Annotated in this window: 12 protein-coding genes; 9 read left to right on the top strand and 3 right to left on the bottom strand. The window is 38.0% G+C overall.

The genetic code is table 11. The features are described from left to right. Positions 1-258: 258 nt before the first annotated feature. The 3 genes from QCD85_RS09750 (at position 259) to QCD85_RS09740 (ending at position 2874) form a co-directional block, all read left to right on the top strand. A complete protein-coding gene (locus QCD85_RS09750; RefSeq protein WP_301262457.1) occupies positions 259-1398 on the top strand; it encodes a hypothetical protein in 1140 nt (379 codons plus the stop codon). Positions 1399-1666: 268 nt separating this feature from the next. Then, positions 1667-2395: an SDR family oxidoreductase gene (locus QCD85_RS09745; RefSeq protein ID WP_301262456.1), complete on the top strand. Its 729-nt coding sequence runs from the start codon at positions 1667-1669 to the stop codon at positions 2393-2395. A 29-nt stretch (positions 2396-2424) separates the two neighbouring features. Beyond that, positions 2425-2874: a MerR family transcriptional regulator gene (locus QCD85_RS09740; protein WP_273612564.1), complete on the top strand. Its 450-nt coding sequence runs from the start codon at positions 2425-2427 to the stop codon at positions 2872-2874. Positions 2875-3040: 166 nt separating this feature from the next. Here the strand turns inward: QCD85_RS09740 and QCD85_RS09735 are convergent, their stop codons facing one another. From QCD85_RS09735 to licT, 3 genes are all read right to left on the bottom strand, one after another. Continuing rightward, positions 3041-4501, bottom strand: a complete 1461-nt coding sequence (locus QCD85_RS09735; protein ID WP_204823925.1) for a glycoside hydrolase family 1 protein — start codon at positions 4499-4501, stop codon at positions 3041-3043. 253 nt (positions 4502-4754) lie between these two features. Next, a complete protein-coding gene (locus QCD85_RS09730; RefSeq protein WP_274172761.1) occupies positions 4755-6641 on the bottom strand; it encodes a beta-glucoside-specific PTS transporter subunit IIABC in 1887 nt (628 codons plus the stop codon). A 258-nt stretch (positions 6642-6899) separates the two neighbouring features. Next, entirely contained in the window at positions 6900-7757 is an 858-nt protein-coding gene (gene licT / locus QCD85_RS09725; RefSeq protein WP_273612562.1) for a BglG family transcription antiterminator LicT, read from the bottom strand. Positions 7758-8111: 354 nt separating this feature from the next. Between licT and QCD85_RS09720 the strand changes: the two genes are divergently transcribed. The 6 genes from QCD85_RS09720 to cydB all read left to right on the top strand — a co-directional run bounded on the left by QCD85_RS09720 (position 8112) and on the right by cydB (position 13252). Beyond that, positions 8112-8456, top strand: a complete 345-nt coding sequence (locus tag QCD85_RS09720) for a hypothetical protein (protein WP_273612561.1) — start codon at positions 8112-8114, stop codon at positions 8454-8456. Further along, positions 8399-9328, top strand: a complete 930-nt coding sequence (gene yidC, locus QCD85_RS09715) for a membrane protein insertase YidC (RefSeq protein ID WP_301262455.1) — start codon at positions 8399-8401, stop codon at positions 9326-9328. The genes QCD85_RS09720 and yidC overlap by 58 nt, the downstream gene beginning before the upstream one ends. 171 nt (positions 9329-9499) lie before the next feature. Further along, positions 9500-9934: a CidA/LrgA family protein gene (locus QCD85_RS09710; RefSeq protein WP_273612559.1), complete on the top strand. Its 435-nt coding sequence runs from the start codon at positions 9500-9502 to the stop codon at positions 9932-9934. Then, positions 9931-10620: an LrgB family protein gene (locus QCD85_RS09705; protein ID WP_301262454.1), complete on the top strand. Its 690-nt coding sequence runs from the start codon at positions 9931-9933 to the stop codon at positions 10618-10620. Before QCD85_RS09710 ends, QCD85_RS09705 begins: the two co-directional genes overlap by 4 nt. Positions 10621-10836: 216 nt before the next feature. Beyond that, a complete protein-coding gene (locus QCD85_RS09700; protein WP_301262453.1) occupies positions 10837-12249 on the top strand; it encodes a cytochrome ubiquinol oxidase subunit I in 1413 nt (470 codons plus the stop codon). Further along, positions 12236-13252 carry a cytochrome d ubiquinol oxidase subunit II gene (cydB, locus tag QCD85_RS09695; RefSeq protein ID WP_301262452.1) on the top strand — a complete coding sequence of 339 codons (1017 nt, stop codon included), beginning with the start codon at positions 12236-12238 and terminating at the stop codon, positions 13250-13252. The genes QCD85_RS09700 and cydB overlap by 14 nt, the downstream gene beginning before the upstream one ends. Positions 13253-13254 lie beyond the last annotated feature (2 nt).

Here is a 13254-nt window from a genome sequence, read left to right as displayed (position 1 = left end):
CTTTATTTGTGTTTAAAAGCAAAAAGATAATCAACAAAAAATGTGCAAATAGTTACATTATAAAGTTTTTAAATAAACCCAATCGGAAAAATAGAATGCTTCTGAAAGAACAAAGCAATTACCTTACATTCATTACATACTATGCTATACTAAAGCTACTATTTATTTTGAAATCAGAAGTTAATATGACTCAAATGCAACTACTTTTTTTAATGAATATATTTCATTTTGTACAACTCGAAAGGAAGATCAATAGAGATGCTGATTATTTTGATGCTCGCTTGCATCATTGTAGGTTTAATGACTACACATACGTATAGGCGCAAGTCTGATATGCCTACTGCTGCAGGAAGTATACTGATGGTCGGAGGTATTTTTATACAAGGAGCTTGGAGTGAAATTACAGGATTATCTGTGTATTCTCATGCAACTTCTATCTTTGTGATCATATTGATCGCTATTTGGATTTACTTATTACTGGGTTATATTACTTCTATTCGTAAAGATGAATTTTTTAATATACATTTGGCTGATCCAGTCGGACGATTTGCAATAGGAACATGGATTGCAGGAACATCCATTTTACTGATTACGATCTATACTTCGTTTCCATCTTCATGGGTATATGAAACCGTATTGATCTTAGCAGTAATGACGATAGGATTATGGGTTTTCTTTATGTATTGGGTTGGTAAAAGTATGATTGATATCGCTCGAATGCAGGGTGGACGACATGTGCATGGGATTGTGTTACTAGCGACAGTAGCTACTCAATCGATTGCGATGTTGTTGTATGATATTTTTGGACATAGTGAAGCGATGTTGATTATTTGTCGTTTGCTGATTGGTTGGGGATTGATTCTATATGTCGTGTTAGCCAGCTTAATGATCTATCGCTACGTGCGGTATGCCTGGAATACAGCTGATCAGTCACAAAGCAACAATGTGATGATGTATGGAGCATTGGCGATTACAGGTGTAGCTGTTATTGAAACGTCTAGCTGGACACTGGGTGCTGTATCTATCTTATGGTGGGTGACATTGGCTATTTTACTTGTCGTGGAATGTATCGAAATGATTCGTGCTGTGATGAGAATCAGACGAAATGGTTGGAAAACAGCAGTCGGTACGTATGATGTGACTCAGTGGAGTCGAATATTTACACTCGGAATATTCAATCTATTTACATGGCGTCTTATCATGCTCAATGGAAGTGCACTTGTTACTTCATCGACATCAGCTCTACAGAGTGGAATAGTGATCATCACAGCATGGATTACCGTATTATTATTGATCTGGCAGTGTGTGCTATCGATCGAAGCCTATAGACATCGTCCTGTAGTTGCAGAAGTACCGGTTCAACGAATACCTCATGTACATTCTCGAAAAGTAAAATAATAGATATATACAAATAACGAATTTTCTTTGATTTTGAGAAAATTCGTTATTTTTTATCAAAATGTGATTATTTCAAATGGAATGAACGTAAATAGTGTAAATGTTTTTCTATGTTATACTTATACCAATAATTTCCAATCGCCTTTAATAGAGCTTTAGATAATCGCTCTACTACACATTTTGAAATCTTATGATTGACTTGGAGTATACTCCAAGTTGTACAGTAGATGTAGCACAATTAATCTAAATCAGAAAAGAGGCTACATTCATGAGTCATGCTAAAACAGTTTTAATTACAGGAGCTAACAAAGGAATTGGTTATGAGACGGCACAACAATTAGGTCGTCAAGGATATATTGTATTTATAGGAGCTCGTGATGAGTCGCGTGGACAGACGGCTGTAGATCAATTGTTACAACAAGGAATAGAAGCCCATTTTGTATTATTAGATGTTACTGATTCTTCAACAATCCAATCTGCTGTTCATCAGATCGAACAACTATCAGGATCATTAGATGTATTGATAAATAATGCAGGTGTGTCAATCGACGAGATGTCGCCACCTAGTCAATATAAAGTAGAAAATATGCGCAAGGTGTACGATACTAACGTATTCGCAGTCGTTGAATTAACACAACAATTGTTGCCTTTACTACAAAAATCTTCAGCAGGACGTATCGTCAATGTATCCAGTGGACTGGGCTCACTGACTCAGAATAGCGATCCTAATTATGAATATGCAGCGTTTAACGGACTCGCTTATTCTAGTTCTAAAGCAAGTTTGAACGCAGTAACTGTGATGTTTGCCAAAGAATTTAAAGATACTGCACTCAAAATCAATGCTGCTGATCCAGGATATACGGCTACTGACTTTAATGGTAATACAGGGCCTCGTTCCGTAGAACAAGCAGCTACCATTATTGTAAAACTTGCTACATTAGATGAAAATGGACCAACAGGACAATTTTTTGATGAAAATGGAATTGTTCCTTGGTAATATCCAATCTACATCAAGGAGATCACAATATGAGTACAATCGATAATACTGAACAATATACAACGATTAAACAGGCTTCTGAATTAACAGGTCTAAGCGAAGACACGATTCGGTATTATGAAAAATTAGGATTATTGCCTTATGCAGATCGTCAGCCGAATGGACATCGAACGTATAATAAGCAGCAAATTCAAGGGATTATCTTTTTGACCCGCTTGAAAGCAACAGGGATGACGTTAGAACAGATGAAGCAGTATCGGGAATTAGCAGTCACCGGTGACAGTACATTAGATACAAGATTACAGATACTTAAAGAACATCATCTTAAAGTACAGGAAAGTATTGCACAATTACTGGAAACCCAGCGTTTTTTGGAATATACGATTGAACATTATATGGAAACAGCGCAAAATCCCGATCGCAATAGTCATGAATGTGATGCGGTCGTTAGCGAACGAATGTTAGCCCGTCATACGTAAAAGTATATTTGCATATAAAAAAGACGTATCCTCTATGCAGAGAAGATACGTCTTTTTTATGACTTTGTCACACTCTTTCTTGTTAGTTACCTGAAGATTGATGATCTAGTCAGCTAATCGCTCAGAAAGAGTGCAATCATAGTACCATATGAAGTGTGTTGCTGTTTTACAGTTCTGCTCCATTCGTAGCAATTACATTTTTGTACCACTCGAAAGAATCTTTTTTGGAACGTTTGAGTGTACCATTACCATCGTCATCTTGATCAACATAGATAAATCCATAACGTTTAGACATTTCAGAAGTAGACATACTTACAAGGTCGATAGGACCCCAGCTTGTGTAACCCATCAATTCTACACCGTCTGCAATCGCTTCACGCATTTGCTCGATATGTTTGCGCAAGTATTCGATACGATACGTATCATGGATAGAACCATCTTCTTCTACTTTATCAAATGCCCCCAGACCATTTTCAACGATAAATAATGGTTTTTGGTAACGATCATAGAAGTTGTTCAATGTTACACGTAGACCGATTGGATCGATCTGCCATCCCCAATCTGAAGCTTCCAAATAAGGGTTTTTTACACCACCAAATAAGTTACCAGCCGCTTTGTCACCATCTGCTCCTGTAGTTACAGTGATCGACATGTAGTAGCTAAAGGAAATATAATCGACAGTATATTTTTTAAGAATTTCATCATCGCCAGCTTCTTTTTGAATCACGATATTATTTTCAGCAAAATAACGGTTCATGAATCTTGGATATTCACCACGTGCATGAACATCAGTGAAGAATAGGTTCATCTGGTTATCATGTTGCGCCTGGCGAATATCTGCTGGATTACTGCTGAACGGATATGTCTCCATACGAGCTAACATACAGCCGATTTGAGAACCTGGAATAATTTCGTGACACAATTTAGTCGCGATAGAGCTAGCTACAAATTGGTGATGCAATGCTTGGTACATCGCTTGTAGTTTGTTTTCTTCGCGATCGATAACAACGCCGCCGCCTGTAAAAGCACTGATCGTCAATACGTTGATTTCGTTAAACGTTAACCAGTATTTTACTTTGTCTTTATAACGAGTAAATACCGTTTCTGCATAACGAGCAAAATGATCAACGACTTCACGATTTACCCAACCGTTATACTTTTCAGTTAAACCGAGTGGAGTCTCATAGTGAGAAAGAGTTACCAAAGGCTCTATATTATATTTACGCAACTCATCGAATACATTGTCATAGAATTGAAGACCTGCTTCATTCGGTTGCTCATCATAACCATTAGGGAAAATACGTGACCAATGAATCGAAAGGCGGAACACTTTGAAGCCCATTTCTGCAAACAAAGCAATATCTTCTTTGTAACGGTGATAAAAGTCGATCCCGTCACGTTTAGGGAAGCGTGCTTCAAATTCACCACTTAGAATTTGTGCAATACGTTCTGAAGAAACTTCCATAGCATGGTTGGTAATTCCGCGTTCTTCTTTTGGAATATAAGCGATCATATCCGCACTGGATAGACCTTTACCATCTACATTATATGCGCCTTCTAGTTGGTTCGCTGCGGTTGCTCCGCCCCATAAGAAGTCTTTAGGAAATCCTTGTTGTACATTCGTCATGTTCATTACCTCTTTCGTCATAGAGTATAAAATTATAATTGAGAATTATGATGATCAGGCGAAAATACCCTATAAAACAACAAAAACCTAAACAGAAAATGAAAGGAAGTCTCTACGTAAGAGTACCTTTACATCATCCATTTAGGTTTTGCCTGCATGACCAGTCACAATCCTGAGTTATTTATTTATCTTTTCTTATTGTAATACACAAGAATAGCGTTTTCAAGCACCTGCCATAAATCTAACGTGAATCTTAGACAACAGCGGTTAATAGATAGTCTTGATTGTTGACTTCGGATTCAGATGTTTTGAGTACATCTAGATAACTAGCTGCATTGGTGACAATAACAGGCGTAGACAGAACATAACCAGCGGCGCGGATCTGCTCAATATCGAATTTGAGCAACAATTGTCCTTGCTCTACGATATCGCCTTCTTTAACCATTTTCTCAAAAAATTGACCTTTCAAACGAACGGTATTCATACCGACATGAATTAACATTTCAGCGCCATCATTAGATGTGATACCTATCGCATGTCCGGTAGGGAAAACAGTCGTTACTGTACCATTTACAGGTGAAGTCAGTAGACCTGAAGTAGGTTCTATCGCAATACCTTTACCCATAGCACCGGAAGAAAAAGCTGGATCTTCAAGTGACTCTAGTGGCATTGTTGTTCCTTGTAATGGGCTAATAATAACTTCTTTTGCAATAACAGAAGCGGTTGTTGCAGTAGTCGTAGCTGCATTTCCTGTTGGAGCAGGAGCATCATTGGCTGTAACGACTGTAGCTTCTTCTTTGAATCCAAGAATATATACCAACAGAGCAGCTAGAACAAAAGCAACTAGCAGTCCAATCACAACAGCAGCGAACCCTGTACCGATATACGTAGGAAGAGCAAGCAAACCAGGTAGAGCAAAAGCAATCGCTCTTGAGCCACCAGCACCGATAATCGCGCCACCTACAGCACCAGCGATACAAGCATAAATAAATGGTTTTTTCAATTTCAATGTAATCCCGTAAATCGTTGGTTCAGTGATCCCGAAGATTGCGGCAAGTGTAGAAGAACCGGCTAATGCTTTGGTATCTTTATTTCTTGATTTGAAAAATACACCTAAGGTTGCACCCGCTTGAGCCATAACCGCAGCTGTTAACATCGGCAACATTGGATCAAATCCATTAGCTGCAATATTTCCAAGCATAATCGGAACAAAGCCCCAGTGGACGCCGAAAATAACAAATACTTGCCAGAATGCCCCTGCGATACCACCTGCTAGAATAGGGCTCAAATTATAAATCCATGTGAATCCTGATGCTAATCCTTGACTCACTAAATGACCTACAGGACCGAATACAAGGAATGTTAGAGGAATAACAACTAACAAAGCCACCATAGGCACCAGGATATTTTTAACAGATTCATGAATAAATTTGCTTGCAAATCGTTCTACATACGATTGTACCCATACTGCCAAAATAATCGGAATAACGCTGGATGTATAGTTAACCAGTACAATCGGAATATTCAGAAAGCTTAAACTGATCCCACTATCTAATGCTGTCAAAATCGTAGGATAGACTAACGCACCTGCAATCGCAATCGATACAAACTGATTGGTTTTGAACTTACGTGCAGATGTAACCGCCAGGAAGATCGGTAAGAAATAAAATACACTATCTGATGCTGCATTCAGAACAAGATAGGTGCCTGATGTGTTATCTAGCCAATGAAGTGCTAGAAATAAAGCAACTAATCCTTTTAATACCCCTGCACCTGCCAAAGCTCCAAGCAGAGGAGAGAAGATGCTAGAAATAATATCGACTGCTTTACCTAGTATATTGGTATCTTTATCTGTAGCCGTCGTTGATGCTTCAGTCGATTTCTCTACATCTTGCAAATTCGTTTCCGCCATAATTTTATCGTACACCTGACTAACAGAGTTGCCGATAACGACTTGAAATTGTCCGCTATTTTCGACGACTGTGATCACACCCGGTGTTTTTTCGAGCGTTGCTTTATCTGCTTTACTGGAATCTTTTAAGCTAAAGCGTAGACGTGTTGCACAATGGAATACCGAATTGACATTCGATTCTCCGCCGACCAGATTAATAATTTGTTTGGATAAATCTTGATTACTCATGATTGATAGCTCCTTTATGAATAAATACATCGATTAGTACAAGATCCTCACGACATGTTGGCCGACATGGGTGAAAGGAAAGCTTTACTGTCAATAAAAGAACAAAGAGAAATTGCCGGCGCTCTTTATTTTCTTTTATAAACAAGAAAAACCTAAACTCGTGGTGAAATAGACAGCGAACCAGCGCGTCCTTTTCACCATCAGTTTAGGTTTTGCCTGCATAACCAGTCACAATCCTAATGGATGGAATGTATTTAATTATGATTGTTCTTCTTCAATCGTTGTTCGTTCGGTTACCCGGTGAATATGAATAGTGAGATAGACATATTCATCTTTACTCAATGATTGATCATACGTTTTTTCTAAATAATCATTGATTTTGGAGACACATTCAAATGCTTTGCTATACGCTGTTTTGACTTGATTATAAAGGAATTCTTCTCCACTATAATGAATCTCTTTGCGTAACAATCGCATCGCAAAATATTGCAGATGAGTAACAAAGCGAGAATAGTTAAGTGACGATTCATCCAGTACAATGCCATAATGATAAGTCACGATATTGAGTACATGCTGTACGATCTCTGTCATTTTGATCGTAGCTTGCATTTCATTACCATCCATACGAGCATTTACAATATGAAGAGTGATAAACCCAGCTTCGTCTTCGCCTAATGAAATACCAGTACTGTCTTTGATCATCTGTAAAGCATCTTGACCGACACTGTATTCTTTTTTGTAAAAGCGTTGAATTTCAAAAAGTAACGCATTTTTGATATGAAGTTGTTTCTCATAACGCTCTAATGCAAAATGAATATGATCTGTCAGTGTCAAATAAATATTATCGCTCAATGTTGTACCTAGCACCGCATTGGCATGATTTACAATTTGATTGACTAGTTCTAGATGGGAGACAGGAATCTCATTCAACAACTCGGTTAACTTGGCTGTGAATTCGTTCTCATTTAACATAAAGATTTTATCTATTTTGGTATCATCTACCGGATCACCAATCACTTTATTAAAAGAAATACCTCGACCCATTACAATAATTTCTTTGCCTTTTTGATTTTTGGTCAGTAGCACATTATTATTTAATATTTTCTCTATAATCATAATCTTCCACCTACAATTCTAAAATGAACGGGGGTTATTTTATAGAAAATATACAGCAATACATGTATATAAATATAAAAAATGCCCGAAATCATTCCAATACCATTTTTCTACAAAATGATATTACAATAATCTCAGGCATTGCCCGCTTAACCGGTCACAATCCTTTAACTAACTTTATTGTAGTATATAATAAAAGCGATTACAAGAGTGATTTGCAGATTTTTTCTAATGTTTATCCATTATTCGTCAAATCATATTATAATTGTCGTAATTTGTCTTATGTAAAAAGGATCGAGTAGTGTTATAATTAACATATTAACTATCTTAGGATAGTCAGAGGGGGTGAATACCTTGTTTGAAATGCATGATTGGATACCGTATTTATTTTCGATTGGTCTGTTAATTACAGTGAGTTATGGATATATTGCTCATTTGTATTGCGGAATCACCGAATTTTGGATCAGTAACCGGCAACTTCGTGGACATTATGATCTACCTTTGATCATTTTCAAAACGATACATCATACACCGATAACACTGGCACGAATCATACGCCGTAAAGAAGCTCCTGATGAAGATGCAGGAGATTGCCTATCCTCGTTGAGCCATAAGCAACAACATCAACGAGGAGGAACAACATGCAATTATTCAAGGGATTCACTTTTACGGGAAAACAAGGTCGTATTTACGGTTTAATACTGGGTTTAATGATGATGGTATTATTAGCAGGGTGCGGTACCTCATCTGTACAAGAAGTCAATTCATCCACACCCGGCTTTTTTACTCATTATGTTGTCTTTCCATTAACTTATAGTATGCAGCATATTGCAACTTGGTTCGGTGGAAGTTACGGGCTGGCTATTATTACTTTGACACTGGCAGTACGGTTTGCTTTATTCCCATTAATGATGCGTCAAGCTAAAGGTCAACAAGGCATGAAGCGTAAAATGAGCATTATGCAACCTGAACTTGATCAGCTCAAAAAGAAATATGAGAATAAAACCAGTACTGAAGACAAACAAAAGCAACAACAAGAAATGATGGAGATCTACAAAAAGCATAGCTTTAATCCATTAAATATCGGTTGTCTGCCTATTTTGATTCAATTGCCTATTTTATCAGGTATGTATACAGCGATTCGTGCTACACCGGAACTGGCTTCTCATTCTTTTTTGTGGTTCAAATTAGGAGAGCCTAACTGGATTATGGCAATTATTGTAGCATTACTGTATATGCTTCAAGCCAAAGTCTCACAGTATAATATGACACCTGAGCAACAAAAACAATTTGCAATTATGGGGTATTTGTCTCCAATTATGATGGCATTTTTCTCATTTAGTGCACCGGCAGCGATGCCTTTATACTGGATGGTGAGTGGATCGTTCTTATTAGTGCAGACTTTACTATTCCGCAAAATGTATCCGAACAGTATTCCTGTTCAGACCGCACTTGAAATTGAAGTCGAACCTGAACCTGAAACGTTAGAGCCTGTAGCCATAAGTAACACAAAAGCCAAAAAACTGGCTCGCCAAGCCAATCAAAGTAAAAATAAGTCTGCAAAAGCATAACGATTATATGTGCCAGGTAAGATAAGATTTTACATCACAAAAGATCATCACTCTTAAAAAGAAGAGGATGATCTTTTTGATGTGATCTTGCTATAAGGGTAAAACTTGGAGAGGTTTTACACCAAAAGAGATATAGAGATAGAGAGTGAAAGACAAAGGAGAGCTATACGTATGAAGATTATTAAAATGGTGCTTCAAATTGCTGTGTTATACCTATTTTACATAATTGGAACGTTAATTCAGCAATATTTTCATTTGTTTATACCGGGCAGTGTGCTAGGAATGTTGTTATTATTTGCTTTATTAATGTTAAATGTTTTTCCTGAAAAGTGGATTCAGACAGGAGCCAATACTTTACTGTTCTATTTACCGTTGTTTTTTATCCCGGCGACAGTAGGAGTTATAGAGCATCTCGATTTATTTGCAGGTAAAGGACTATTATTGATTCTAATTGTTGTTATTAGTACATTGTTCACGATCGGAATTACAGGTTTTGTAGCACAGTGGCTTATTGCACTGGCTGATCGATCCAAATCCAATACACAATCGCCTGCTCCTATACCTGAACACAAATTGATCTATGAAAGTAGAGATCAGCACAAATGAATATAGGTATAGCTTTATTAATGATTGCGATGACGTTGGCGCTATATGTTGTAGCTAGTCTATTGTACAAACATGTACGGATATCGATTCTAATTCCTGTACTAACAACCACTTTTATGATTGTTGTTATTTTACTACTTACGCATACTTCGTATTCTACTTATATGATCGGTGGAGAATGGATCAGTAAATTAATGGGGCCTGCTGTGGTAGCATTAGCGTATCCGCTATATCGACAACGACATTTGTTCAAGCAGTACGGGTTATCTATTCTGGGAAGTTCATTAATTGGTGTTGTCGTAGGAATGCTGAGTGGAGTGGGCATGGCTTTGGTATTAGGATTCAGTGAACCTTATATTATTTCTATTATTCCTAAGTCTGTTACGACACCTGTTGCTCTTCAAATTTCGAATAATTTGGGTGGAGAAGCTTCGCTTACTTCTGTCTTTGTAATGATTGCTGGCTTTACAGGGGTTATTTTGGGGCTTGGTTGCCTGAAATTATTTCGGGTTAAAAATGCGATTAGTGTCGGGATTGCGCTAGGTGTCTCATCCCATGCACTGGGAACAGCTAAAGCTCTTGAACACGGAGAAATAGCAGTGTCTATGGGATCTCTAGCATTAACGATTAGTGCGATTGTCTCTTCTTTTATCGGGCCATTAATATTAGTAGCGATCTATCATTAAGTTCTTATGATGTAAATAAATAGCATAAAAGTAGTGATCTCAAAGTCGATGAATTTCATCGGCTTTTTTTATTTTGTGATCTCAATCACATTTTGTCACTTTTTGTTACATTTTCAAAGAAAATTTGTGATTTTAATCACAATCGTATCTATTACTTTTTGACTACAATGTATTTAGTTTTTTAATCAATTTTCAGAAAAGAAAGGAAGTTATCGGATGGATGTTCTTATGCTATCCCGGATTCAGTACGCGCTAACGACCGTATTTCACTTTTTCTTTGTACCGGTATCGATTGGGCTCGTATTGTTGGTAGCTATTATGGAAACGATGTATGTTATCACTAAAAAAGATCAGTACAAATTAATGACCAAGTTTTGGGGCAAGCTGTTTTTGATCAACTTTGCTGTTGGGGTGGTTACAGGGATTTTTCAAGAATTTCAATTTGGCATGAACTGGTCTAATTATTCACGTTTTGTAGGTGATGTGTTTGGTGCACCACTTGCAGTAGAAGCTTTATTTGCCTTTTTTCTGGAGTCTACTTTTATTGGATTATGGATCTTTGGTTGGGAACGCTTGTCTGCCAAAGTACATTTATTATGTATCTGGCTAGTCGCATTCGGAACCACACTATCTGCGTTCTGGATCTTAACAGCGAATTCGTTTATGCAACATCCTGTCGGATTCACGATCAATAATGGACGTGCCGAAATGAATGACTTTTTTGCTCTTATTACCAACGGTCAGGTGTTGGTTGAATTTCCACATACCGTATTTGGTGCTTTTGTTACTTCAGCCTTTCTTATGGCAGGAATCAGCGCATATAAAATGTTGCGGCGTGAAGATATTGACGTATTCCGCAAGTCATTTCAAATTGCGATTATTGTAGGCATCGTATCATCGTTAGGAGTAGCTTTTAGCGGTCACTCTCAAGCTCAATATCTAGTAGAAACGCAACCGATGAAAATGGCTGCTGCTGAAGGGGTATGGAACACTACTGCTGAAAAAGCGCCCTGGATGTTAGTAGGTGGAATTGATACCAAGATGCAACAAAATACATTCGAGATTAACTTTCCGCTTAAAGGATTACTCAGTTATCTATCATATGGAAAATTCACAGGTTCTGTGACAGGGATGAAAGAACTTCAAGCTCAGTATGAGCAAAAATATGGCGAAGGCAATTACATACCACCTGTCAAAACAACATTTTGGAGTTTCCGTATTATGGTGGCTAGCGGCATGTTAATGATCGCTTTATCTGCTTATGGTGTGTATCTAATGTTCCGACGCAAAGTAGAACAAGCACCGAAATGGTATTGGTATGCGATGATGTATGGGATTGCGTTACCTTTTATCGGCAATACATCCGGTTGGATTATGACAGAAGTCGGTCGTCAACCATGGACAGTATTTGGACTCATGACTACCGCAGATAGTGTATCACCAAGCGTATCCGCAGGTTCTGTGTTATTTTCGACGATTACGTTTACTCTGGTCTATACCGTTCTTGGAGCAATCACAGTGGTTTTATTTGTTCGTGAAATAAAAAAAGGCCCGGGTGATGAGCATTCGCATGACGATCATTCCAATGATCCGTTTGAAATGGAGGAGTTGAAACATGCTATCTCTTAATGAAGTATGGTTTGTATTGATCGCTGTATTGTTTGTTGGTTTTTTCTTTTTAGAAGGTTTTGATTTTGGGATTGGTATGTCTACGCAGTTGTTAGCTCGTAATGATATGGAACGTCGTATGCTAATTAACTCGATTGGGCCTTTCTGGGATGGTAATGAAGTATGGTTAATTACAGCAGGCGGAGCGATGTTCGCGGCATTTCCGAACTGGTATGCGACAATGTTTAGCGGCTTTTATCTTCCTTTTGTAGCCTTATTGCTTGCTTTGATCGCTCGTGGTGTTGCTTTTGAATTTCGTGGTAAAGTCGGTCATTCTGCATGGAGCAAGACGTGGGATATGTGTATCTTTTTCGGTAGTTTGTTACCGCCTTTGTTATTCGGCGTGGCTTTTGCGACGATGCTCAAAGGATTACCAATAGGAGCAGATATGGAGATGCATGCAGGGTTTGGAGATATCATTAATCCCTACTCTCTTTTAGCAGGTGTAACAACGGTTATGCTCTGTATCGTTCATGGATTAATGTTTGCTGCACTACGCACTACAGGTGATATTCGAGTACGAGCAAGTATAATGGCACGTAAATTGTTGATTCCACTTGCTGGATTGTTGGTATTGCTTGCGATTTTGACCTCTGTATACACAGATGTTTTTACTGTGCATGGTCCGATTCTAATCGCTATAGCAATCGTAGGTGTGATTGTATTTATACTTGCAGGATATTTTATGAAACAAAAACGCGAAGGGTGGGCGTTCGGTATGACAGGCGGATTGATTATTTTATCGATTGCTTCTGTTTTTATCGGCTTGTTCCCGCGTGTAATGGTCAGTTCACTAGGAGCCATGTATGATCTGACTTTATACAATACAGCTTCCGGGCATTATTCGTTAAAAGTAATGACGATTGTAGCCTGTACATTATTACCGTTTGTACTTGGTTATCAAATCTGGACATATTTTGTGTTTCACAAACGTCTACACGAAAAAACACATTTGGAGTATTAATC

Origin of the sequence: Paenibacillus sp. PsM32, assembly GCF_030433815.1 — a bacterium.
GTDB lineage: Bacteria > Bacillota > Bacilli > Paenibacillales > Paenibacillaceae > Saccharibacillus > Saccharibacillus kyungheensis.
Note: the sequence above shows the minus strand (reverse complement) of the source record. Positions and strands in the feature narration are given on the sequence as shown.